Below are 23,559 nucleotides of genomic sequence, written 5' to 3'. Positions count from 1 at the left end.
CGCGCACCGGAGGACATACATCATGCACCCGTTCCACGCGATCCAACGGCGCGGCCTCGCGATCGCCAGCCTCCTCGCGCTCACGGCATCCGGCGCGCTCGCCCAGGGCACTCCGGTGACCATCACGTTCGACGACGCCGTCCGCCTCGCGCTCAAGCAGAATGTCGCGGTGCGGCAGGCCGAGAATGCCGTCGCGACGAGCACGGCCACCGTCCGTCAGCGTTCGGCCGCGTTCCTGCCGTCGTTCTCCGTCAGCACGAACACGTCGGAGTCGTACGGCTACACGTTCAATCAGAACGAAGGGCGCATCGTCGACCAGACGACCACGTCCGTCAATCTGAACGCCAATTCGGCGCTGACCGTGTACGACGGCGGACGCAACACGGCGCAGTTGCGGGAATCGCGGCTCAGCAACGAGGCCAACGATTCCGATCTGACGCGGGCTCGGCAGACCGCCGTCTTCACCGCGGCGGCGGGATTCCTCACGCTCGTGCAGCGGGAGGAACAGGTACGGGTGCAGCGCGACAATCTCGCGGCGCAGATGGCGCAGGATTCGGTCATCCAGCGGATGGTGCGCGCGGGTGCGCGTCCGATCTCCGATCAGTACCAGCAGCAGGCGACGGTGGCGAGTTCACAGTATGCGCTGGTGACGGCGCAGCGCGATCTCGAACTCGCGCGTGTGTCGCTCATCCGGACGCTGCAGCTCGACCCGCGCGGGTCCTATCATTTCATGGCGCCGAGCATTTCCGATTCGATCCGCGTGGTGCGTTTCGATCTCGACAGCCTGCTCACGAAGGCGCTGGGTTCGCGCGCCGATCTCGAGGCGCTCGACACCCGGCTGGAAGCGACGGCTTTCACCATCCGCAACGCCAGCGGCTCGCGTCTGCCGCAGGTGTCCATGAGTCTGGGGTACGGCACGGCGTTCAACTCGGCCAGCAATCTTTCGTTCGGCGATCAGTTCAACCAGCGGCGCAGCGGATCGCTCGGTCTGGCACTGAGTGTGCCGATCTTCGACCGCCGGCAGTCGAGTGTGGCCGCGCAGCAGGCGCGTATCGCGGCCGACAACGCCCGGTTGTCGGTGCAGGACCGCCGTCTGGCCGTCGCCGCCGAGGTACGCGAGGCGTATCTCAATCACACGGCAGCGGTGGAACAGTATGATGCCGCCCGGGCGCAGTACGCGGCCGCGGAACTGGCCGCCAACACGCAGGCCCGTCGGTATGCAGTCGGCGCGGGCACCCTGGTGGAGGTCACGACCGCACGGGCGCAACTCGTGCAGGCGGCCAGTGCCGTCATCACCGCCAAGTACACGGTGGCTTTCCAGCAGTCCACGATGTCGTACTATGTCGGTGACATGACACCCGAAGTGGCATCACTCGCGGCCTTGTCGGGAGCGGCGCCGCGCTAGACAATTTGGTCAGCGGGAGCGGCGTCATCCGGACGTCGCTCCCCGCTTCGTCCTCCGATCCCTCCGACGATGCCGGCCGACCAACTCCCTCCGTCAGAAGCGCTTCTGCAATCGCTGCGCTCGGCAGCCTTTCATGGTTTGTCCGAAGACGAACGCCGGGCTCTCGGCCGTCTGCTGCTGGATCTGCCACTCGTGCGGGACACCGAGCACGAATTCCGTACCGAGAGCACTTTCGGTGACCGCATGGCCGATCGCCTCGCGGGATTCGGTGGGTCGTGGCCCTTCATCAGTCTCTTCGTGCTCGTCATGATCGCGTGGACGATACTGAACACCGTCATCCTCGCGCCGCAGAAGGACGCTTTCGATCCCTATCCGTTCGTCTTTCTGAATCTCATGCTGTCGATGCTGGCGGCTCTGCAGGCGCCGGTCATCCTGATGTCGCAGAACCGTCAGGCCGAACGGGACCGGCTCGAAACGCGCAACGATTACGAAGTGAACCTCAAGGCCGAACTCGAAATCCGGCTCGTGCAGAGTCGCCTCGAAGCCTTGCAGAGTGAGATGGTCGCGCTGCGTCAGACCATGGAACGCACCGCGGAATCACGCACCTCGACCTGAGACGGTCACGTACCGCCCAGGATCTCCTTCGCTCTGACGAGATCGGCGACCGACTCCGCTCCCATCTTCGTCATCACGCGGCCCCGGTGCACCTTCACCGTCTTGAGCGCGATACCGAGTTCGGTGGCGATACTCTTGTTGGGCAAACCCCGCGCAACGCCTTCGAAGACTTCCCGTTCGCGCGCGGTGAGGCGTTCCACACGCTGCCGCACGCCGGCCACCACGCTCCGCCGTGTCGCATGTTCCGCGCAGCGCGCCACGGCCCGCTGCACCGCATCGAGCAATGCCGCCGGATCGGCCGGCTTCTCGAGAAAATCCACCGCACCGCCGCGCATCGCTTCGACACTGACGGGCACCGTGCCGAACGCCGTCACGAAGATCAGCGGGACATAAGCGCCTCGCAGATCGAGCGCCCGCTGCAGATCGAGTCCCGTCAGGCCCGGCATCCGCAGATCCGTCACGATGCAGGAGTACTCACCGACATCGGGCGCTTCGATCAGCGCATTGGCCGAATCGAATCCGCGCACATCGTATCCCTCCAACTGCAGCAGACGCACGAGGGAGATGCGTGCCGCGGCATCGTCATCCACCACCGCGATGACGGCACTCGTCTGCAACACCCCTATCATGCCCGCTGCCGCCGACTCCACCGGGGTCGGCCTGCGATCGTTCTCTTCCATCACGTCACTCCGGATATCGTCATCACCACAACGTTTCTTCCCGGAATGCCGATGCCACGACCTGTGGCGGCACAAGTGAATCGGAATGTTCCGAAGGAGTCGGCACGGACGGGATCCAGAAGGATACGACGGCGCCGCCTCCTGGGAAGCGCCCCAGCCCGATATGTCCGCCATGCGCATCCACCACCCGTCGGGCGATGGCCAGCCCCAGTCCCATGCCGGTTGCCCGGGACGTCACGAATGGCTCGAATGCCGAACGACGCACCTCTCTGGAAAACCCCCGGCCATTGTCCAGCACCGTGATGCGGATGCCCCGCGCGACCGGACGCGCCCGGACGAGGACACGTCCACCCGGCGCACGTCGCACGGCCTCGAGCGCATTCTGCAGCAGATTGACGATCACCTGCTGCAGCAGAACGCGTTCGACCGTGATGGTCGGTGTGCGCTCCGCAATCCGCACCTCGATGGGGACATTGGCTTCACTGTACTCGTGACGCAGCAACAGGAACGCGCTGTCGATTAGTTCGCGAACGGAGAGCGTCTCCCGTTCACCTTTTTCACGTCTGAGGAAACGTCGGAACTCGCGCACGATCTCCGATGCCCGATGTCCCTGCCTGACCACGTCGCGCAACACCGCATCGAGCGCACTTCGATCGACAGCCGCTCCCTGCGGCGCGCGCTCCACCATGCGCCGGGCGACTTCGGCATTGTTCACGATCGCGGCCAACGGCTGTCCGAGTTCATGCGACAGCGAAGCCGTCAATTCACCGGCCACCCCCAGTCTTCCCACCTGCGCCAGCTCACGCTCGTGCCGCGCGGCTTCCTCGGCCGCGTCGCGTCGGGCATTGAGTGTGACTTCCCGCGCCCGGGCCACGGCCTTGAGCGTATTGATCCGCTGACGATAGAACGACATGGCCACGGCCAGGATCCCCATGGCCAACAGGACCCGCAGTGATTGCCGCTCGAGCAACATCGGCCGGACATCCAGCAGCACCGGATGCGCCGCCTGCCAGTAGCCCCCCGGCACGCGCGATTCCAGACGCAGCGTGTACGGTCCCGGTTCATCGGCCACCAGACGCAGTTCGCGATTGATGCCCGCCGGCACCCATTCGGCGTCGCGCCCTTCCAGTCGATACCGGAACTGCACTTCATCGGCAAACCGGAACGTCGGCGCGCTGAAGGTCAGCAGCACGATACGTTCATCCGGCGCGAGTCGAAGACGGCCGTTCTCCACCCGGCGCCGTCCGCGTGAGGTGCGGATCTCGTCGATGCGGACGGTGGACGTCGTCGCCGCCGAAGGAATCTGCCGTTCGTGCACCGTCACCAGTCCGGCCACCGATGCAAATCCGAGAATCTCGGACGCCAGAATACCCGCCGCCGGATATCCGGCGTTGCCTTCGGGCACCCCATCTCCGTCACTCAGCAGACGCACGTCCGGCACATCGATGCTGTCCTGCAGCCAGCGACGCAGTCCATCGCGCGAGAGCATGCTCACACCACGATTGCCCGGCATCCAGAGGCGCCCACGCCGGTCGGGAAGAATCGCCGAGATGGTTTCGTCGACGAGCGGCACGGCGCGCGCGCGCTGGCCCGGGGCGAGAAACCAGAGCCCGCTGCCATACGTGCCGATCCAGATGCCCTGTCCCGATTCGGGCAGCAGCGCTCTCGGTACCGCCCGGGGAACACCCTGCTCCGGTCCGAAGACCTCGAGTGAAGCGCCGCGCCATCGGGTGAGGCGTCCCAACTGTCCGACCCAGATCGCTCCGTCGTCGTCGCGACTCATCGACTCGATGGCGAGATTGGACACCCGATGCCAGGGTGGGACCATGCGCAGGGAATCGTCGGCACCGATGCTGCCGATCCGGCCATCGGACAGACCGAACAGCAGCGTGTCGCCAACGAGCAGCAGGGGCCGCGCGAGATTCAGATTGTCGCCCCACTTCGGCAACGTCCACACACGCTCGCGTCCGTTCGCATCGCGTCGTTTGATCTTGCCATCGTGGCCGAACCACAATGCGCCGCGTCGATCGAGCAGCAGACTCCGCACACACCCGCCGTCGTCGGGGCGGGCGATCGAATCGAGTGCGCGCCCCTGCTCATCGATCAGATAGACATCGGTGCAGCTGCCGGTGACCCAGATGCGTCCACCACCGGCGGGCACCATCGAGGAGACTTCGCGGTGTCGCTCGCCGGCGGGGTTCTCGACGACGCGGACCACGCTCTCGCGCATGGTGAACAGTCCCTGCAGCGTGCCGCCCACGAGCACATCGTCGGGCGTGACGAGCAGCGAAACGATGTCGCTGTTGGTCCGCAATACGAGATCGGGCGTCGAGACGACGGCCTGCGAGGCACCCGTCCGAAAGCGATAGAGCCGGCTGTCGCCGGCCACCCACACGGTGCCGCGCCCATCGGACGTGATGGCATGCACCCGGCCCTCGATGCCGGCCACCCGCTGCAATTCCCGGCCGCGGAGCACATGCAGTCCGTCGGGCTGGCCGACCCAGACATGTCCGAAACGGTCGGCATGCAACGCATAGTTGTTGTCGTCGGCCGGGATCTGCTTCGTGGGGGCGAGCACGACATCGCTGTCCCCCTGCACGCGGACGAGTCCATCAGGGCCGGCATACAACAAGGCCCCTTCCCGATCGATGGCCAGCATCGTGTACGCTTCATGACGCAGTGGCGTCGCGCGCCATCGACCATCGCGGAAGCTGTGAACGCCCCGTCCGCTGCGCATCCAGGTGGTCCCACCGCCATCGATCGCCAGCGCATCCACCCCGTGCAACAAGGGTCCCCGCTGCGACGGCAGCGAATCGAGAAACTGCCCTTCGCGCAGCCGCCCCACGGTGCCCAACGGTGTCCCCACGTACAGCAGACCATTGGACGCGGACAGCAGGGCGGTCACGGAATTCGAGACCAGCATCGGCACGTCGGTGGCCGAATAGCGGGTGACGATCTGCCCATCGAAGCGAAAGAGCCCACCGAAGGTCGCTCCCCACACGTACCCGTCGGCGTCGAGCGCCAGTTCGGTCACCGACCCCTGGGGCAGGCCCTGCTCCACGCCCCATATGCGGGCGCTGACCATGTTGTCCACCGGGTCCACCCGCAGGCGACTCGCGCGCGGCTGCGCACCCACGTCTCCCGCACCCAGGAGAAGTCCCGACAGAAACAGCGCCACCAAAGCCGAAAGGCCGGCGATCAGGCGCGGAAGTCTCGTGACCATGCGGACCCTTATCGCCTGTGTGGTGCGCGCTCGGGGAGGAAACTGTCAATCATGACCGGATCATACTTCCGCCGGATCATTTCCCGCATACTCCAGCCCCACAACACCAAGAGCTCACGACCGGGATCGAACCGGTGACCTCATCCTTACCAAGGATGTGCTCTGCCGACTGAGCTACGTGAGCAGTACAACGAGACACCCAAGCTATCCAATGAACGGGACGCGGACAAGGCGTCAGCCCCGCCCATGCGCAGGGCCGCCCCCCACCGCGACGTTACTTGGGAGGATCGTACTGCGCGGCTTCGGCGCGGTATTTCGACGCCATGGGCCCCTGCCCGATGGAATCATAGGCCACCGCCAGATCACGTCGGGCCGCCTGCAGGAAGCTCACGCCCGGCGCCGCCGCGGCTTTCACGATCGTGTATCCGGCTTCCGACTCCCTGATGCCTTCGCGCCAACGCCCCTGCCGAATGAGCGCCCGCCCCAGCTTGATGTGGGCGATGCCCGTATTGAGATGCTCCTCACCCTGCGCGGCGGCGAAACGGCGCACGACTTCACGAAACCATCGTTCGGCGGCGGGAAGATCCCGGCGCTCCATCGCCACCGTGCCACGGTTGGACAGCGCCACGGCCACCGTGAAATGCGCATCCCCATTGCTGGCCCGGTAGACATCGGCCATGCGGGCGAAATACGCATCGGCGCTGTCGAGCTGTTTGCGGCGGATGGCCACGTTGCCCAGCTCATTCAGGATGCTGGCCACGCTCGGGTGGGCACGCCCCACACTGGCCTCCTGCACCTGGAGCGCCTCCTGCAGCGCCGCGGTGCCTTCCTCCAGGCGATTCTGGAACACGAGCGCCCGTCCGAGCATGGTGCGGGTGGACGCCACCTGCACATGATCCGATCCGAAGTAGCGCTCGGTGATCCCGAGCGCCTCGCGGAACCATCGTTCCGCTTCCACGTACCGGCCACGATCGAATTCGGTGGCTCCCAGATTCACCATGGTGCTGGCCACACGGGGATGAAATGCCCCGGCATACCGCCGCACACGGGCCAGGACGTTCCGGTTGAGTGAATCGGCCCGATCGTAGGCGCCCGTGTAAAATGCCACGTCGGCCTGATCACCCAGGATATCCGTGACGAGCATGGGATCGGGGTGACCGGGCGGCACACTGCGCAACGCGGCATCGAGTGTCGTGCGCGCCGAGTCGTATTGCCCCTGCAACACCTGACGCCGGCCCCGTAGATCGAGGAGATGCGCTTCGATGGCCGCTTCAGCCTGACGTCGATTGTTGCCACGCAGCCAACCGAGTCCACCTCGCCGGCCGGGGTCATGCGCCGCGACCAGCGCGCCGGCTTCATCGAGCAGCGAGTCGGCGTCCGCATATTTCGCCTGCTCGAGACGCAGATCGGCGCGCGCGAGGAAGGCATCGGCAACGGCAATGGTATCGCCGGCCTGCTGCAATGCCGCAATGCCCGCCCGCACCAGAGAATCCGCGCGGTCGTAGTTGCCGAGGGCCCGTTGGATCCGGGCCAGCGCCACGAGCAGATCGCCCTGCACCAGCGGATCGCGTTCGAGCATCGTCGCCTGCCGTTCCCCGCGTTCGATGACGGTGGTGATCCGGAGACTGTCGGGCGGCGCCCCTTTCTCGTTGCCGGTGAACAGCGCCAGCAGAAACTGCTGCAACTCCTCGCGTCGATGCAATTCCGCACGGGCCGCATCCCGTGCGTGCGCGATCTGTGCCACGAACGCCGTGCCGAGGATCGTCACCAGCAACACGGCGGCCGCGGTGACGATGACGGCCCGCGATCGCCGCCTGAGGAATCGGGCGGCACGATACGACAGACTGTCGGGATGCGCTTCGAGCGCTTCTCCGTGACGGAAATGCTGAATGTCCCGGCGCAGAGCATCGATCGTGCGATAGCGTCGCGTGACATCCTTGTGCATGGCCGTCGCGCTCAGCAGATCGAGATCGGCCCACTGCGCCCGTCGTATCGACGACACCCACGACGATGTCCGGCGCTGCGCCACCACCGACAGTCGTTCCGGCTCCTGCTCCACGATGGTGGTCATCGCTTCGCCGGGTGTCGATCGTGAGAGATCGAACGGCAGACGTCCCGCCACCAGTTGATAGAGCATGACGCCCAGCGCATACACATCGGTGTAGACGCCCACCGGATCGCCGCGCACCTGTTCGGGCGCGGCATAGGCCGGTGTCATGAGTCGCAACTGGGATTGTGTGGTGGTGTCGTGCGGGGCCGCGTCGTGCACAGCCGGATCGTGCGTCGCGGTATCGTCGCGGGCCGTGAGCAACTGCTTGGCGATACCGAAGTCCAGCAGCTTCACATCGCCGCCATCGGTCACCAGCACATTCGACGGCTTGAGATCCCGATGCACGATGGCGTGTTCGTGCGCGTGCTGCACGGCATCACACACGCGCTCCAGCAGAGCGAGTCGCGCATCGAGATCGAGCCCGTGCCGTTCACAATAGACGTCCAGCGGCTCACCGGGCACGTACTCCATGGCGAACCAGGGCGTCCCGTCGTCGAACGTGCCGGCATCGAACAGTTGCGCCACACCGGCATGCGTGAGGCGCGAGAGGGCCTGCTGCTCGGCCAGAAAACGGGCGCGGCGGGCCGGCGACAGCGCACCATCGCGCAGGACCTTGAGCGCCACGGGCCGTGGCAGATCCTCGCGTTCCGCACGATACACCACCCCCATGCCCCCTTCGCCGAGCAGCGTGCGGAGACGATAGGGACCGATCGTGCGATCGAGATATCCCGTCGAGGAATCGATGAGCCGGGCCGCGACCTCCTCGAGGGGGCGATCGATCAGGCCGGCCGGCGCGCGGTCGGCCTGCAGCAGTTGCAGCACCTCATCTTGCAGGCGTGCGTCGTCGGTGAGCGCACGAAGGCGTTCCGGTTGCGAGGCGACGGGAAGATCGACCACCGCATCGAACAGCGCCTGCACACGCGCCCACCGCTCCGGCGTCCCGTCGTGTGACGCATCAGGCGCCGTCATGAACGTCCACCGTCCTCAGGGAGCCGTCTGCAGTTCGCGAGCGAGCCACGCCCGCGCCACGCGCCATTCACGCAGCACGGTGGACTCGCTCACGCCCAGCAGTTCGGCAGTCTCACCCACATCGAGCCCGCCGAAATACCGGCTTTCGACGAGCAGGGCCTGACGCGGGGCGAGCACCGCCAGCCGATCGAGCGCATCGTGCAGAGCGATCACGTCGTCACTCTCGTCGCGCGCGCCGATGTCGTGATCGAGCGTGACATGGACGACCTGCGCACCGCCGCGCTTTTCCGCACGACGTCGACGGGCCGCTTCGACGAGCACCTGCCGCATGGCGCGGGCCGCAATGCGTTTGAAATGCAGCGGTGACGTGTTGGCCGCGGCCGGCGACGCGGCGAGTTTGAGCCACGCTTCGTTGACGAGAGTGGTCGGCGTGATCGACACACCCGGCTCACCACTCCGGACGCGTTGGGCGAGCCGGCGTAGTTCCTCGTAGGTGAGACTGAAGAGCGCGTCGAGTGCAGCCTGGTCCCCGGACACCCGCCAAATGTGGACGCCAACGTGCCGCGCGGCAATCTCAGAACCGCCAGGTGGCGCCGAGTGAGAGCGTGCCGTATCCGAAACCCACCTGCCCCTGCACGGCGAACTTGTCGCTCAGGAAGTAGCGCGCGCCGACATGACCGGCGATGTCGGTGGTGCTGGCGTTCGCACTCGCGCTGCCAATGCCCGTGTAGGACGCACTCACCACCGAGTAGACGAGCGCGAGGCCGGCATACGGATCGAGCTTGGGCTGTGTGGTGATCTTGAAATGGTAGTTCGAAAAGACCTGGATCGGCGTGACAGAGTACTCGTAGCTGCCGCCAGGATAGCTCCAGTCCCACGAGTAGTGATCGACACCGGCGCCGAACGAGATGATCCCCGAGCCGTACTTGCCGGGCTGTGTGAAGCCCTTTTCGGCCTGTACGCCGATGGCCGTGGCCCCATTGAGATTGCCCAGCCACACGCGGGGACCGGCGTAGATCGGACCGGCGGTGAAGCCCTGCGCGGCGATAGAAGCACAGGGGATGATCAGGGCGGTGAGCGCGGTGGCCGCCAGGGCGCGGAGCGACGAGGAGAGGGAGCCGGAACGGGAGGGCATGGTCAGCGGGGTGAAGGAGGAGGGAACGGCACTCCGCTTTGCGCAAAAACCCATGGCTGACCGTCATGGCCCGTGGTGAGCCCCCGGCAACACCACGCCCCGCCAACGCGAACGTTGCCGGGGCGTGCGTGGGAAACAGGTTGGAACAGAGCGGGAGACGGGGCTCGAACCCGCGACATCAAGCTTGGAAGGCTTGCGCTCTACCAGCTGAGCTACTCCCGCAAGGCTGGCACACTGCTCCGAGCGGTATGACCGCCGGTCCTGCGACGACACGACTGCTGGTCCTGCTGCTGCAAATGGTGGGGGAAGGATTCGAACCTTCGAAGGCTTGCGCCGTCAGATTTACAGTCTGATCTCGTTGGCCACTTGAGTACCCCACCCAAGTCCGTCGATGCTCCGGACCGGCACCGCCGGACGAAGCTGACGAGGGGGCTCGAACCCCTGACCTGCTGATTACAAATCAGCTGCTCTACCAACTGAGCTACGTCAGCGAAGGACCCGAACTCCCGGAGTCCCCAAGGATAATCGGCACCCCCACCTTTGGGTAGGTGGCGGGGCCGCTCCCCGGGGCCCCGAGTGGCTCAGCCCTGACGCCAGCGGGTGCCGGTCGGGCCATCCTCGATCAGGATATTCCGTGCCGTCAGCGCCGCCCGGATGGCGTCGGCCGCCGCAAAATCCCGTCGCTCACGGGCCGCCCGGCGGGCCGCCAGCTGCTCCTCCACCCAGGCGGCCAGTTCGTCGTCCGACACCTGTTCCGGCACCAAGTCCAGCACGCCGTCCATCAACGCGAACACTTCCCGCGCCCGTCCCAGAGCCGCCTCGTCAGCCACCGCCGGTTCGGCGGCGGCGATATCGAACTCGCGGTTGGCCTCCGAGATGAACGTGAAGAGCGCGGCCATCGCCTCGGGGGCGTTGAGATCGTCGAACAGCGCGGCCATGAAGGCCTCCTGCGCCCGGTCGGCCGCCGCGGCCAAGGCCGGTGTGCCGGCCGAGGCTTCCGCCAGACGTCGCGCAAACGCGCCGATGCGGTTCACCGCCGCCCGCGACTGGTCGAGCGAGTCCTCGCTCAGATTGAGCTGCTTGCGGTAGTGCGCGTTGAACACGAAATGCCGGTAGACCGTGCCACTGATCCCGTGCTCGCGTAGTTCGACCACGTTGGCCACGTTCCCCACTCGCTTGGCCATCTTGGCCCCGTCGGTGAGCAGGAACTCCCCGTGGCACCAGCAGCGTGCGAACTGCTTGCCCGTGGCCGCCTCACTCTGCGCGATCTCGTCTTCGTGATGGGGGAAGATCAGATCGATACCACCGGCATGCAGATCGAACGTCTCGCCCAGATACTTCATGGCCATGGCCGAGCATTCGAGATGCCACCCGGGACGCCCACGTCCCCAGGGGGAATCCCAGGCGGCGCCCGTGGCCTCGTCTTCAGGCTTGGCGCTCTTCCAGAGTGCGAAGTCCTGCGCGTTCTCCTTGGCGTATTCGTCCTGCGCCACACGCGCGCCACTCTTCACTTCGCGCTTGTCCAGCTGCGACAGTTTGCCGTAGTCGGGGAACCGGTCGATGGCGAAATACACCGAGCCATCGTCCGCCACATACGCCACCCCGTTGGCCACCAGACGCTCCACGAGTGCGATCATCTCCGGAATGTGCTCCGTGGCTTTCGGATACCGTTCCGCATCCTCGATGCGCAGATACCGCCGATCCTGATGGAACAGCGCCGTGAACGGCTCGGTGACCTGCAGGATGTCCTGCCCGGTGGCGGCCGCCTTCCGGATGATCTTGTCGTCGACGTCGGTCAGATTCATGACCTGCTCCACCTGCCAGCCGGCGAGGCGGATCACCCGCCGCAGCAGATCCTCGAAGAGGAACGTGCGGAAATTGCCCAGATGGGCCGGATTGTAGACCGTGGGTCCGCACGTGTACATGCGCACCGTATGACCATCGGCGGGCGCAAACGGCTCCACGCGGCGCGTGAGCGTGTTGTACAGGCGGAACTGGGGCATGAACACGGAGCAGGAAGACGGTGATACGCCCCCCGTCGGCGCTCGGCGCTCGGCAGCGGGGCTCGGGAACATGGGGAATCCGGGAAATCTATGGACCAAGCTGGCCATCGCGCAGGCGCAGTGCGCGAACGGCGCTTTCTCCGGGTTGCGGCAGCATCTCCGCGCCGACGACCAGGACCACGGCGTTGCCACCCTCGCGCTGGTCCCGGGCCCATCGACGCCAGCATTCCCCTTCGACCGTGCTGACGTCACCCTCCCGCGAGGCGCGAAACAGATGAACCAGGGGCGGCATCACCGCCGGTCTGGCGACCGCGGGTTCTGCCACCGCCCGGAGGGGAAGCCCCGCGGGTCTCTCCAGGGGCATCCGCCACCCCGAGAGAATCCAGGGCAACACAGCACTCCGGATCGCGGCGCGACGGATCCGGAGCCCCGAGAACGCCTTTCGCTCACCGCGCCAGCCGCGAGCCTGCAGCGTGGCCGGACTGCCTGCCAGCGCCGCCAGCAGGACCCGCGCGCCTGCCGGATCGTCGTGACGCACGACCAGGCAGTCTCCGCGATCGATGGACAGCGAGATCGCGTCGAGATAACGCACGGACACGAGGCAATCCGGGGGAAGACCCGCCTGCCATTCCGCGGTGGCATGAAAGAGAGCAAGAAGTGGCGACATGAGGCGTCGCCACGATGCAATGTGTCCCGTCGATATGTATCATCAAAAATGCGCGGCTCTGGCCGGAAGAACGCAACAGGCTAGCTTGGCGCCATGACCTCTTCCGCTCGTCCCGCCTTGGGCAACCGCATCGCCCCCGCCCGTTTTCTGCTGTTCGCCGCGGTGTTTTTGGCGGCAGGGGGCGCGGCCTTCATCATCGGTCTCGGCGCACGCACGGCGCTGCTCGTGGCCTTCGATCTCGCCGCGCTGGTCTTCCTCGGTTCGGTGTGGCCGCTGCTCGAAGCCGATCCCGCCCGCATGCGACGCACGGCGGAGCGCAACGACGCCAACCGCGCGGGCCTGCTCGCCATCACGGTGTTGCTCTCACTGGTGATCCTGTTCGCCGTGGGGACGCTGGTCGCGACGCCCGGCACGCTGCGCCGCGCCGACATCGCGCTGATCGTGGCCACGCTCGGACTGTCGTGGCTCTTCGCGAATACGGTGTTCGCCCTGCACTATGCGCACCTGTACTACCTCCAGTCGAAGGGCCAGGACCGCGGTGGCCTGCAGGTGCCCGAGGCCCACGAGCCGGGCTACTGGGACTTCCTCTACTTCAGTTTCACACTGGGCATGACCTTCCAGACGTCCGACATCACGGTGGTGGGAGCCCACATGCGCCGCGTCGCGCTGGGCCATTCCATGGCGGCGTTCGTGTTCAACATGGGAGTTCTCGCGTTCACGGTGAACGCCATCGGCGGATAACGACAAACGCGCCGGAGAGGTGTGCCTCTCCGGCGCGTCGATGGACGTTCAGGTCAGTCACGACTGCGATCACGACCGCGGATTGATCTCCCGCAACTGTTCGATCTCCGCGATGAGTTCGGCCTCGCCGGTCTTCTGCTCTTCCTTGCCGGCACCGAGCTGCGCCGCCGGCTCGGCGGGCTTCGCCGCTTCGGTGGCGCCAGCTCCGAGCTGACGCGACGCGGCGGGTGCACCGGCCGGCAGCACGCCCATGCGCTGCTTGAGCAGTTGCAACTGCATGTCGGCGCTCGCCCCACCCGTGGCACGCTCGAGCTGCTTGAACTCGCCCGCCAGCCGATCGCCGCTGAATTCCTCGTCGATCTCCTGCGCGGCCTGCAACTGGCGTTCGTTGGCCGTGATCTTCTCTTCCATGCGCGCGAACGCATCGAACGCCGAATTGTTCGACAGACCGGACATCGTCTGCGAAATGCGCGCCTGCGCCTCGGCCCGACGCTGACGGGCCAGCAGCAGATTCTTCTTGCGCTTGGCCTCTTCGATCTTGTCGTTGAGATCGCGCAGCGACTGCTTGAGCTTCTCCGTTTCGAGCTTGTGCGCTTCCCACGTGGTGGCGAGCGCCTGACCGTGCTCGAGATGCTCCTGCCCGCGCATCAGCGCCTGCTTGGCGAGATCGTCGCGGCCTTCCTGCACGGCCAGCATGGCGCGCTTCTCCCAGTCGTCGGCGAGTTTGAACTCGGCGTCCGCCTGATCCTTGAGGCGCTTCTCGTCGGCGATCGCGGCGGCCACCTGCTGCTTGGCCTTGGCCAGCTGGTCGCGCATGTCGACGATGATCTGATTCAGCATCTTCTCGGGATTCTCGGCCGAGGAGATGAGGTCGTTGAGATTCGACTTGATGAGCGTCGAAAGACGATCGAAGATACCCATGGATCAGCGAGCCTCGCGGAAGGCGGCCAGCTCACGCAGGTGCGTGGTGAGCGAGAGAGTCATGCTTTCATACGACGCGAGGAACTCCTCGAAATCCAGGTGCGCCAGTTCGAGCGCCTCGGTCAGCACCACGGCATCCCCTTCGATGCCATAGGCGCCATGCAACAGATCCGTCGCGTTGAGTTCCAGCAGACGGCGATTGAGCGCCGCGGCGTCCGTGGTATCGACCGGCAGCGCCATGACCTTCACGCGCAGCACCACCACGGGCGGATTGTGTGTCACGACCACATCGAAGTCGAGTGCGCCACCGGGCTTCACCACCCAGAGTCCGGGTTCGACCTCCTGGTGGGTGGCGCCATCGGCACTCAAGCGATCGAGGAAGGCCTCGATGTCTTCACGCGTGACCATAAGAGCAGTTCCTGTGGGTTCGGATGCCGAGCCATACGGCGCGCAGGGACGATTCGTTTCGCCCGGAAGATACGTTCAGGGGCAGGCGCCCGCGTACATCACGCCGCCGCGCCCTTCGTTCACCAGCAGAATCCGGCCATCGGCCAGCCACGTCACGCCCTCGCTGCTGCGCTCGTGAATGGGTAGTGCGCAGCGCATGACGAGCGCCCCCGGGTGCCCCGTAACAGCGTCCACGGCAAAGACATGCACCGCGCCGTACGAAAGGACCAGCAACCGGCGATGCCCGCTGCTGTCGGGCCCGGCCAGACTCGCATCCGTCACCCAGTCCCGTGACGTCCGTCGCACCGGCACCACCGGGAGTGAGTCAACCACCGGCAGTGTCACCGGTTCGCGACGGCCCCAGGCCTCCGGGGGCACCCGATAGATCCGTACCGGGCGATAGGCGCCATCGCCCCGGGTACTGGGCCGCTTGGTGATCAGCCAGACACTGGTGTCGGGCGCGACGTACATGGCTTCGACATCATGCGGACCGTCGGCATACCGAAGGACGACTGTCTCCTTCGCCTGTGTCTCGGTGTCGGTCGACCGGGGTTCGGCGATGCGCCAGAGCTGCACCGTCGCCCGCAGGGCCATGTTGTCACCCACATCGCCGATGTACAGACAGTGCCCGGCTGGACATGGACCGCCCGAAAGCGCCTCCCAGTCCTGATTGTGCGCCCCCTGTACACGAACCGTTCCACGGGCGCGCCCGGTGTGATCGACGGCAAAGAGCCGCTCGTCGTTACCGCTGTCGTTCAGCAACCAGAAGATACCGGGCTCCCGCTGCGACGCGGTGAGCCCTGAGGCTTCACGCAACGCGGGATCGGTGAGACGACCCGCGCGTTCGGTGTCACGCAGCACCACGTCTCCTTCCGCCACCCAGGTGGTGCGCAGACGACCGATGCCGTCACACCCGCTGCTCACCGACATCACGAGACCGGCCGCGATGCCCAGCCTCAGCGCTCGCAGGACGATCCTTCGACGTCCACGTGGCGCCACATCACCCGCCGGCGCGCTTGAGCTCGTAGAGACGCTCTTTTGCCAGACGGCGTCCGGTGGGCGTGGCCGCGAGACCGCCGCCCGCCGTTTCGCGGTACCGCACATCCATGCTCTCGCCGATCTCACCCATCGTGTCGATCACTTCATCGGCCGGAATCGCGAACTCGATGCCCGCCATGGCCATCTCGATGGCCGCCAGCGCGATCGCCGCACCGGTGGCATTGCGGAACACGCAGGGCAGCTCGACGAGTCCACCCAGCGGATCGCAGACGAGCCCCAGCGTCCCCTGTTGCGCCAGCGCCGTGGCATGGCTGACCTGTCGTGGTGTGCCTCCCAGCATCTCGACCGCCGCACCGGCGGCCATGCCGGCCGCCGCACCCGTCTCGGCCTGACACCCACCTTCGGCGCCCGACAGCGAGGCGCGATCGGCCACCACGGCCCCGATCAATCCGGCAGTGGCCAGGGCGTCGATGAGCCGCTCGTCGTCGATGCCCCGTGCCGCCGCAAGTCCGGTGAGCACGGCCGGCAGCACGCCCGCGCCGCCGGCCGTGGGAGCCGCGACGATCACCCCCATGGCGGCATTCACCTCCTGCACCGCCAGCGCGCGCGCCAGCACATCACGAAACGGCGTGCCGTACAACGGGCCGGCGGGGCCGGTCCGGAGCCGCGCCGCATCACCGCCCACCAATCCCGAGGTGGACATGAGATCGCCCACCAGCCCGCGCTCCACCGCCTCGCGCATCACCGCGAGCGCCCGCTTCAGAGCATCGCGGATCTCACTAATCGGACGACCCTGATCCTTGGCTTCGGCCTCGAGGGCCACGGTCGACAGAGGCACCCCACGCGCCTCCGCATCCTGAACCGCTGCCGCCAGACTGCGATACATCTACCGGTCCTCCACGGCGCGTGTCCGCCGATCGATTCCGCTCCGCACACGGGTCATGCGCTCACCTTGTCGAGACGGAAGGCCCATTTCACCCAGCCCAGCGTCCGGATGGCGTCACGTACTTCCTCGCCGGGACGTTCGTCCACTTCGATCACCATGAACGCATCGCCGCCGCGTTCTTTTCTCGTCAGCCGGAGCGTGGCGATGTTGAGCCCCGCATCGGCCAGCAGACCCGCAATGCGGGCCACCGATCCTTTCACGTCCTCGGCCACCAGCACGATCGTGTCACTGCTGCCCGACACCTCCACCGGATAGCCGTCGATCTCGGTGACGAGGATCCGGCCGGCCCCCAGTGAGGCACCCAGCATCTGCGCCTTGCGATCGCCACGCTCGAGCGTGATGCGTACGGTGTTGGGATGCGCCTCATCGCCGAGACTGGTCTTCTCGAATCGATAGTCGAGTCCCTCACGATCCATGATCTCGAGCGCCGTACGCAGGCGTTCGTCATCGGGACGGAATCCCATGAGACCGCCAACGATGGCCTTGTCGGTGCCATGCCCCTCGCCCGTGCGCGCGAACGAGCCGTGCAATTCGATGAGTGCCCGCTCCGGTGTTCCTCCCACGAGGCAGCGCGCGAGCAATCCCAGACGGCAGGCACCGGCGGTGTGGCTGGAACTCGGCCCCACCATCACCGGGCCGATGATATCGAGGAGGGAAACCACAATACCTCGAGGAAGAAGTGAAAAGACTCCTTCAAACTACGGGCAGGCACGGGATTCGCGCTATCACTCTCCCCCCTGACCAGCTCCTCCCTGCTCCCTTCTGAAACCGTTGATGCGAGAGAAAAAAGTGGCATCCGATCTCTCCGGATGCCGCCACTGCCCCTCACCGCAACAACGGCTTCAGATAGTGCCCCGTGTGACTCTCCCGCACCTTCGCCACCGCCTCCGGTGTGCCCTGGGCGACGATGGTGCCACCCCGCACGCCACCCTCGGGTCCGAGGTCGACGATCCAGTCGGCTGTCTTGATGACATCGAGATTGTGCTCGATCACCAGGATCGTGTTCCCACGGTCCACGAGCTTGTGCAGCACATCGAGCAACACCCGCACGTCCTCGAAGTGCAGTCCCGTGGTGGGCTCGTCGAGAATGTAGAGCGTGCGTCCCGTGTCGCGCTTCGCCAGCTCGGTGGCCAGTTTCACGCGCTGCGCCTCGCCCCCCGACAGGGTCGTCGCACTCTGTCCGAGATGGATGTAGCCAAGTCCCACATCACGCAGCGTCTCGAGTTTCTGCACGATGCGCGGCTGGTGTTCGAACACCCCGCACGCATCCTCCACGGTGAGATCGAGCACTTCGGCGATGCTCAGTCCGCGGAATCGCACCTCGAGCGTTTCGCGATTGAACCGCTTGCCCTTGCACACGTCACACGGTACGAACACATCGGGCAGGAAGTGCATCTCGATCTTCACGAGTCCGTCACCCTGACAGGCTTCGCAGCGTCCGCCTTTCACGTTGAACGAAAAACGCCCCGGTCCATACCCGCGGATCTTCGCTTCGGGCAGTTCCGCGAACAGCTCACGCACCGGCGTGAACACGCCGGTGTACGTGGCCGGATTGGAGCGTGGCGTCCGACCGATGGGGCTCTGATCGATATCGATGATCTTGTCGAGATGCTCGAGCCCCGTGATGCGCGTGTGCGCGCCCGGAATGACACGCGCGCGATAGAAATACCGTGACAGCGCCTTCCGCAGGATGTCGGTGACGAGCGTGGACTTGCCCGATCCCGACACACCGGTCACGGCCACGAACATGCCCAGCGGAAACTCCGCGGTCACGTCCTTGAGATTGTGCTCACGGGCGCCGTGTACGGTGAGCACCCGTGACGGATCGCGGGGACGCCGCTTTCGCGGTACATCGACACGACGCGAGCCGGTCAGATAGGCCCCGGTGATCGACGCCGGATTGGCCATCACATCCTGCACCGAGCCCGCGGCGATCACTTCACCGCCATGTTTGCCCGCGCCCGGACCGAGATCGATGAGGTGATCGGCCTCGCGAATAGTCTCCTCGTCGTGTTCCACCACGATCACGGTGTTGCCGAGATCGCGCAGCTGCTTGAGCGTGGTGAGCAACCGTCCGTTGTCACGCTGATGCAGACCGATGCTGGGCTCGTCGAGGATGTAGAGCACGCCCACCAGACGTGAACCGATCTGCGTGGCCAGACGGATGCGCTGCGCCTCGCCACCCGACAACGATTCCGCGCTGCGATTGAGCGTGAGATAGTCCAGACCGACGTCCACCAGGAAGCGCAGCCGTTCGCGCACCTCCTTGAGAATCGGGCCGGCAATGCCGGGATCGAGTCCGGGATGTCCCGCACTGCGCACCGGCACCTCGTCGAAGAACGCCAGCGCATCCAGGATACTCAGCTCCACCACCTCACCGAGGTTGCGACCGTGCACCGTCACCGCGAGCGACTCGGGGCGCAAACGCTGACCCTGACACGATGGACAGGGCGCGGCCACCATGAACGCCTCGAGTTCGAGACGCACTCCATCGGAGCTGCTTTCGTCGTAACGCCGCTGCACGTGCGCCACGATGCCTTCCCAGGTGCTTTCCGCGCCGACCTTCGCCGCCGTGCGGGCTGCCGTCCGCGCCGCGGCGCCCTTGGCGGCTTTTTTCACGCCCATGCGTGCACGGGGCGGCGCATCGCCCATGCCGTAGAGCAACTGCTGCCGGACCTTGGCCGACAGTTTGCCCCAGGGCGTGTTGAGATCGAAGCCCAGCAGCTTCGCCAGCCCGGGCAGGATCACCTTGCGCAGATAGCCATCGGGTTCCCCCCACGGCAGCACCACCCCTTCGAGAATGGAGATCGACGGATCGCCCAGGATGAGCTCTTCGCTCACGCTGCGTGTCGTCCCCAGACCGCTGCACGTCTCGCACGCACCGAAGGGAGAATTGAACGAGAAGTGGCGCGGCTCGAGTTCGGGCATGGAGATGCCACACACCGGGCAGCCGTACCGCTCGGAGAACATCTCGGTCACCGGATCGGCGCTGTCATACCGCACGACCTCTGCCAACCCCTCCGCCAGCCGCAGTGCGGTCTCGATGGAATCGGTGATGCGTCCCCGATCTTCGGTGCGCACGACCAGTCGGTCCACCACCACCGAAATGGAGTGATTGAGTCGGCGGTTCAGCTTCGGCGGATCGGCAAGTTCCACCAGTTCGCCGTCCACCACGGCGCGCACGAATCCCTGCTTCCGCGCACTCTCGAACAGCTCGCGGAATTCGCCCTTGCGTTCCTGCACCAGCGGCGCCCGGATCTCAATGCGCGTGCCTTCGGGCCAGGCGAGCAGCTGTTCGGCGATCTGCACCGGACTCTGACGCTGCACCGCGCGCCCGCAATTGGGACAATGGGGCGTCCCGCCGCGCGCATACAGCAGACGGAGATAGTCGTACACCTCCGTCACGGTCCCCACCGTGGAACGCGGATTGTGCCCCGCCGACTTCTGTTCGATGGAGATCGCGGGTGACAGCCCTTCGATGGCGTCGACATCGGGCTTTTCCATGAGCCCGAGGAACTGGCGCGCATAGGCCGACAGCGATTCCACGTACCGGCGCTGCCCTTCGGCGTAAATGGTGTCGAAGGCCAGCGACGATTTTCCCGATCCCGACAGCCCCGTGACCACGGTCAGCTTGTCGCGCGGAATCGTCACGCTGATGTTGCGCAGGTTGTGTTCGCGCGCCCCGCGCACGATGAGCGCCTCGGCGGGCTTCCCGCCAGGCGCCGGATTCACCGATTCGGACATAGTCTTTGAAGGTGCGGGAACCACCGGGCGGAAACAACCCCGCCACCCGGACGGCCGGCCCGCAGCGCATGGCCGCCGCACGACCCTTCCCACGCCGACCGTCGAGCCGCTCTCATGGATTCCCCCACGCTTTCCGACAACAGCCGCGGCACGTCCCAGGAGAGACCGGTCGTCCTGGCCCTCACCACCTGGCCCGCGAACGGCGACCCCGGGATGTTTGCCCAGGCACTGCTGGAGGCCCGTCTGGTGGCCTGTGTCTCGATGCTGCCGGGCATGCGATCGTTGTACCGCTGGCAAGGTCGCATCGAGGAGAACGCGGAAATCCTCCTGCTGCTCAAAACCACGGCCGACCGGGTGCCGTTGCTGCGCGAGCACATGGTATCACACCACCCGTACGAGGTGCCGGAGCTCCTCGTGTTCCCGGCGGGCGACGGCCTCCCCGCCTACCTCGACTGGGTCCGTGGGGAAGTTGCGTAGGGGGCATGCGTGATCGTCCTCCGGGCATGATCGAGATCACGTCGCTCAGCAAGCAGTACGGCTCCTTCACCGCCGTGCGCTCCCTCGACCTGGTGGTGCCCGCCGGAGAGCTCTTCGGCTTTCTCGGCCCCAACGGAGCCGGCAAGACCACCACCATGCGGATGATTGCCGGCATCCTGCAGCCCACCGGCGGCTCCATCCGTATCGCCGGCAACGACCTGCGCGCCGATCCCATTGCCGCCAAACGCGCCCTCGGGTTCATCCCCGACCGGCCGTTCATCTACGAAAAACTCACCGGCATCGAGTTCCTGCGTTTCTCCGCGGGACTCTATGGCGAGCAGGGGCCGGACGTGGAACGACGCGGTGAGGAACTGCTGGCCCTGTTCGATCTCGAACCGTGGCGCAACGAACTGGTGGAGAGCTACAGCCACGGCATGCGGCAGAAGCTCATCATCGCCAGCGCGTTCGTGCATCGCCCCAAGGTCATCGTGGTGGACGAACCCATGGTGGGTCTCGATCCCAAGTCGTCGAAGATCCTCAAGGACCTGTTCCGCGAATACACGCGCCGCGGTCATACGGTGATGATGTCCACCCATACGCTGGAAATCGCCGAAGGCATGTGCGATCGCATCGGCATCATGCAGCGGGGGGAACTCGTGGCCTGCGGGACCATGCACGAGTTGCAACAGGCCTCCGGTCGTGACGATGCGCTCGAAGACATCTTCCTGCGCCTGACCGGTGATGGCGCGGCCCGCGATCTCGTGGACGTGCTCGATGCCTGACGACACGACCTTCGGCGGCACACACAGCGCGTGGTCGCTGCTGCACCCCAAGTGGCAGATGACCCGGCATCGGGCACGCCGACACGAACACGGCGACCTGCGTCGTCTGCTGGTGGTGAGCACGCTGGGCGTCGGCTTCTGGGCAGGTGCATTTGCGCTGGCGCTCAAACTGCTGCGCTATTTCCGCAGCGCCGAGGACATCGGCACGCTGCTGGCGTCGAAACTGCTGGCGATGATCCTGCTGTCGTTCGGCACGATTCTGCTGCTGTCCAACACCATCGCGGCCCTCTCGAATTTCTTTCTCGCCCGCGATCTCGATCAACTGGCCGCCGCGCCGGTGCGGGCCGGCGCCCTGTATCGCGCCCGCCTGGCGGAGACCACACTGCATTCGAGCTGGATGGTGGCGCTGCTGCTGGTGCCCCTGCTCGCCGCGTACGGCGTGGCATACGGCGGGGGTATCGGGTTTGCGGGATTCGCCCTCGTGGCCGTCACACCATTTCTGCTCATTCCCGCGGCACTCGGGTCGACCGTGACACTGCTCCTGGTGAACGTCTTTCCGGCCCGACGCACACGCGATCTGCTGAGTGTGATCGCCGCGCTGGCCATCGCGGGACTGGTGGTGATGCTGCGCGCCGCACGCCCCGAGCAGCTGGCGCGCCCGGAAGGGTTTGCGAACTTCATGCAGTTCGTCGCCGCACTCGACACCCCCTCCTCACCCTGGATGCCCAGTGAATGGGTGAGCGAAGCCATCATCCATTACCTGAGCGGCAAGGCCTCGTGGCAACCCCTGCTCCGGCTGTGGGGAACGGGCGCCGTGTTCGTGGTGATCGGTCATCTGCTCTACGCACGGGGATGGCGCCGGGCCTACAGCATGGCGCAGGAAGGCGCCAACCAGCGCAGCCGCGCCAACCGCACCCGCCCGTTGCTGGATCGGATGCTATCGGCATTGGGACCGCTGCGGCGTGAACTGGTGCTCAAGGAACTCCGGGTGTTCGTGCGCGACAGTACGCAGTGGTCCCAGCTCGTATTGCTCGGCGTGCTGCTGGTGGTGTACGTGGCCAACGTGCGGTATCTGCCGCTCGATGGCGCGGGCCTCACCACGCTGCTCCGCAACGTCATCCCGTTCCTCAATCTCGCACTCGCCGGATTCGTGCTGGCGTCCATCGCCGCCCGTTTCGTCTTCCCGAGTGTGAGCCTCGAAGGGCGTGCTCTGTGGCTGCTGCGTTCGAGTCCGCTGCCGATGCGCGATCTGCTCTGGGCCAAGTTCTGGGTGGGCGCGCTGCCGCTGCTGCTGCTCGCGCTCGTCCTGGTGGGATGCACCAATCTCATGCTAGGGGTGCGTCCCTTCGTGCATGTCGTGTCACTCGCGGCCATCGCCGCACTCGTGTTCCCACTGACGGCACTGGCCCTCGGCTACGGCACCTGGTATCCCCGCTTCGACACCGAGAACGCGGCGCAGATTCCGACTTCGTTCGGCGGGCTGCTGTTCATGATGACGGCCGTGGTGCTGATCGGCGCGATCGCGTTTCTGACCGGTCGGCCATCGGCGCGATTCGTGGTAGCGGAGCATTTTGGGTGGGCCTTCAGTGTCACCGACATGATTGCCCCCTTCGTGCTGGCGCTCACCCTGTGCGTGGCCGGAACTGTGGTTCCGCTCGTCCTTGCACGACGGCGGCTGGAAGGCATCGAGCGGGCGTAAGACGGGGACGGTAGAGTTTTTTTGCCGCGGATGACACGGATGGGGCGGAAACGACA

Annotated in this window: 19 protein-coding genes and 4 tRNA genes; 6 read left to right on the top strand and 17 right to left on the bottom strand. The window is 66.0% G+C overall.

Annotation, left to right across the window (positions count from 1 at the left end; translation table 11 throughout):
* The first annotated feature begins 22 nt into the window (after positions 1-22).
* Complete coding sequence (locus WG208_RS01580; protein ID WP_337169558.1) at positions 23-1,405, top strand: TolC family protein; 1,383 nt, start codon at positions 23-25, stop codon at positions 1,403-1,405.
* Positions 1,406-1,474: 69 nt separating this feature from the next.
* A complete protein-coding gene (locus WG208_RS01575; RefSeq protein ID WP_345786948.1) occupies positions 1,475-2,020 on the top strand; it encodes a DUF1003 domain-containing protein in 546 nt (181 codons plus the stop codon).
* A 5-nt stretch (positions 2,021-2,025) separates the two neighbouring features.
* On the opposite strand, the gene WG208_RS01570 is transcribed toward WG208_RS01575, so the two are convergent.
* The 11 genes from WG208_RS01570 to WG208_RS01520 form a co-directional block, all read right to left on the bottom strand.
* Positions 2,026-2,700, bottom strand: coding sequence for a response regulator (locus WG208_RS01570; protein ID WP_337169556.1), 675 nt, complete (start codon positions 2,698-2,700; stop codon positions 2,026-2,028).
* Between the two features lie 22 nt (positions 2,701-2,722).
* Positions 2,723-5,923, bottom strand: a complete 3,201-nt coding sequence (locus WG208_RS01565; RefSeq protein ID WP_337169555.1) for an ATP-binding protein — start codon at positions 5,921-5,923, stop codon at positions 2,723-2,725.
* A gap of 111 nt (positions 5,924-6,034) precedes the next feature.
* Positions 6,035-6,107 (bottom strand) — tRNA-Thr (locus tag WG208_RS01560).
* Positions 6,108-6,197: 90 nt separating this feature from the next.
* Positions 6,198-8,942, bottom strand: coding sequence for a serine/threonine-protein kinase (locus tag WG208_RS01555; RefSeq protein WP_337169554.1), 2,745 nt, complete (start codon positions 8,940-8,942; stop codon positions 6,198-6,200).
* A gap of 15 nt (positions 8,943-8,957) precedes the next feature.
* A complete protein-coding gene (locus WG208_RS01550) occupies positions 8,958-9,479 on the bottom strand; it encodes an ECF-type sigma factor (protein WP_337169553.1) in 522 nt (173 codons plus the stop codon).
* Between the two features lie 37 nt (positions 9,480-9,516).
* Positions 9,517-10,077 carry a hypothetical protein gene (locus tag WG208_RS01545; RefSeq protein ID WP_337169552.1) on the bottom strand — a complete coding sequence of 187 codons (561 nt, stop codon included), beginning with the start codon at positions 10,075-10,077 and terminating at the stop codon, positions 9,517-9,519.
* Positions 10,078-10,226: 149 nt separating this feature from the next.
* Positions 10,227-10,299: transfer RNA gene (locus WG208_RS01540), tRNA-Gly, on the bottom strand.
* Positions 10,300-10,374: 75 nt separating this feature from the next.
* A tRNA-Tyr gene (locus WG208_RS01535) sits at positions 10,375-10,457 on the bottom strand.
* 38 nt (positions 10,458-10,495) lie between these two features.
* Positions 10,496-10,568, bottom strand: a tRNA-Thr gene (locus WG208_RS01530).
* 90 nt (positions 10,569-10,658) lie between these two features.
* Positions 10,659-12,080: a cysteine--tRNA ligase gene (gene cysS / locus WG208_RS01525; protein WP_337169551.1), complete on the bottom strand. Its 1,422-nt coding sequence runs from the start codon at positions 12,078-12,080 to the stop codon at positions 10,659-10,661.
* A gap of 88 nt (positions 12,081-12,168) precedes the next feature.
* A complete protein-coding gene (locus WG208_RS01520) occupies positions 12,169-12,747 on the bottom strand; it encodes a hypothetical protein (protein ID WP_337169550.1) in 579 nt (192 codons plus the stop codon).
* 93 nt (positions 12,748-12,840) lie between these two features.
* Between WG208_RS01520 and WG208_RS01515 the strand changes: the two genes are divergently transcribed.
* Entirely contained in the window at positions 12,841-13,488 is a 648-nt protein-coding gene (locus tag WG208_RS01515; RefSeq protein WP_337169549.1) for a DUF1345 domain-containing protein, read from the top strand.
* Positions 13,489-13,557: 69 nt separating this feature from the next.
* Here WG208_RS01515 and WG208_RS01510 read toward each other — a convergent pair whose 3' ends face one another.
* From WG208_RS01510 to uvrA, 6 genes are all read right to left on the bottom strand, one after another.
* Complete coding sequence (locus WG208_RS01510) at positions 13,558-14,409, bottom strand: PspA/IM30 family protein (protein WP_337169548.1); 852 nt, start codon at positions 14,407-14,409, stop codon at positions 13,558-13,560.
* A 3-nt stretch (positions 14,410-14,412) separates the two neighbouring features.
* The gene (locus tag WG208_RS01505; protein ID WP_337169547.1) at positions 14,413-14,817 is read right to left on the bottom strand and encodes a YbjN domain-containing protein; all 405 of its coding nucleotides are present in this window, start codon (positions 14,815-14,817) and stop codon (positions 14,413-14,415) included.
* 75 nt (positions 14,818-14,892) lie between these two features.
* Positions 14,893-15,786, bottom strand: coding sequence for a hypothetical protein (locus WG208_RS01500; protein WP_337169546.1), 894 nt, complete (start codon positions 15,784-15,786; stop codon positions 14,893-14,895).
* A 70-nt stretch (positions 15,787-15,856) separates the two neighbouring features.
* Entirely contained in the window at positions 15,857-16,741 is an 885-nt protein-coding gene (gene sdaAA, locus WG208_RS01495) for an L-serine ammonia-lyase, iron-sulfur-dependent, subunit alpha (RefSeq protein ID WP_337169545.1), read from the bottom strand.
* Positions 16,742-16,794: 53 nt separating this feature from the next.
* A complete protein-coding gene (gene sdaAB, locus WG208_RS01490) occupies positions 16,795-17,463 on the bottom strand; it encodes an L-serine ammonia-lyase, iron-sulfur-dependent subunit beta (RefSeq protein ID WP_337169544.1) in 669 nt (222 codons plus the stop codon).
* A gap of 163 nt (positions 17,464-17,626) precedes the next feature.
* Positions 17,627-20,545, bottom strand: coding sequence for an excinuclease ABC subunit UvrA (gene uvrA / locus WG208_RS01485; RefSeq protein WP_337169543.1), 2,919 nt, complete (start codon positions 20,543-20,545; stop codon positions 17,627-17,629).
* 114 nt (positions 20,546-20,659) lie between these two features.
* Between uvrA and cutA the strand changes: the two genes are divergently transcribed.
* The 3 genes from cutA to WG208_RS01470 are packed head-to-tail and all read left to right on the top strand — an operon-like array spanning position 20,660 to position 23,503.
* Positions 20,660-21,022, top strand: coding sequence for a divalent-cation tolerance protein CutA (gene cutA / locus WG208_RS01480; protein WP_337169542.1), 363 nt, complete (start codon positions 20,660-20,662; stop codon positions 21,020-21,022).
* A gap of 5 nt (positions 21,023-21,027) precedes the next feature.
* Positions 21,028-21,804: an ABC transporter ATP-binding protein gene (locus WG208_RS01475; RefSeq protein ID WP_337169541.1), complete on the top strand. Its 777-nt coding sequence runs from the start codon at positions 21,028-21,030 to the stop codon at positions 21,802-21,804.
* On the top strand, positions 21,797-23,503 hold the full coding sequence (locus WG208_RS01470) for a hypothetical protein (protein ID WP_337169540.1): 1,707 nt from the start codon (positions 21,797-21,799) through the stop codon (positions 23,501-23,503). The genes WG208_RS01475 and WG208_RS01470 overlap by 8 nt, the downstream gene beginning before the upstream one ends.
* The last annotated feature ends 56 nt before the right edge of the window (positions 23,504-23,559 follow it).

This window comes from Gemmatimonas aurantiaca, from assembly GCF_037190085.1.
Classification (GTDB): Bacteria; Gemmatimonadota; Gemmatimonadetes; order Gemmatimonadales; family Gemmatimonadaceae; genus Gemmatimonas; species Gemmatimonas aurantiaca_A.
The sequence above is the reverse complement of the archived record's forward strand: the minus strand, read 5'-3'. Positions and strand labels throughout refer to the sequence as shown.

Bases quoted from the DNA above. Each gene is read 5' to 3' on its own strand.
- WG208_RS01580 (WP_337169558.1), top strand. From the start codon at position 23: ATGCACCCGTTCCACGCGATCCAACGGCGCGGCCTCGCGATCGCCAGC.
- WG208_RS01575 (WP_345786948.1), top strand. From the start codon at position 1,475: ATGCCGGCCGACCAACTCCCTCCGTCAGAAGCGCTTCTGCAATCGCTG.
- WG208_RS01570 (WP_337169556.1), bottom strand. From the start codon at position 2,700: ATGGAAGAGAACGATCGCAGGCCGACCCCGGTGGAGTCGGCGGCAGCG.
- WG208_RS01565 (WP_337169555.1), bottom strand. From the start codon at position 5,923: ATGGTCACGAGACTTCCGCGCCTGATCGCCGGCCTTTCGGCTTTGGTG.
- WG208_RS01555 (WP_337169554.1), bottom strand. From the start codon at position 8,942: ATGACGGCGCCTGATGCGTCACACGACGGGACGCCGGAGCGGTGGGCG.
- WG208_RS01545 (WP_337169552.1), bottom strand. From the start codon at position 10,077: ATGCCCTCCCGTTCCGGCTCCCTCTCCTCGTCGCTCCGCGCCCTGGCG.
- cysS (WP_337169551.1), bottom strand. From the start codon at position 12,080: ATGCCCCAGTTCCGCCTGTACAACACGCTCACGCGCCGCGTGGAGCCG.
- WG208_RS01520 (WP_337169550.1), bottom strand. From the start codon at position 12,747: ATGTCGCCACTTCTTGCTCTCTTTCATGCCACCGCGGAATGGCAGGCG.
- WG208_RS01515 (WP_337169549.1), top strand. From the start codon at position 12,841: ATGACCTCTTCCGCTCGTCCCGCCTTGGGCAACCGCATCGCCCCCGCC.
- WG208_RS01510 (WP_337169548.1), bottom strand. From the start codon at position 14,409: ATGGGTATCTTCGATCGTCTTTCGACGCTCATCAAGTCGAATCTCAAC.
- WG208_RS01505 (WP_337169547.1), bottom strand. From the start codon at position 14,817: ATGGTCACGCGTGAAGACATCGAGGCCTTCCTCGATCGCTTGAGTGCC.
- WG208_RS01500 (WP_337169546.1), bottom strand. From the start codon at position 15,786: ATGTCGGTGAGCAGCGGGTGTGACGGCATCGGTCGTCTGCGCACCACC.
- sdaAA (WP_337169545.1), bottom strand. From the start codon at position 16,741: ATGTATCGCAGTCTGGCGGCAGCGGTTCAGGATGCGGAGGCGCGTGGG.
- uvrA (WP_337169543.1), bottom strand. From the start codon at position 20,545: ATGTCCGAATCGGTGAATCCGGCGCCTGGCGGGAAGCCCGCCGAGGCG.
- cutA (WP_337169542.1), top strand. From the start codon at position 20,660: ATGGATTCCCCCACGCTTTCCGACAACAGCCGCGGCACGTCCCAGGAG.
- WG208_RS01475 (WP_337169541.1), top strand. From the start codon at position 21,028: ATGCGTGATCGTCCTCCGGGCATGATCGAGATCACGTCGCTCAGCAAG.
- WG208_RS01470 (WP_337169540.1), top strand. From the start codon at position 21,797: ATGCCTGACGACACGACCTTCGGCGGCACACACAGCGCGTGGTCGCTG.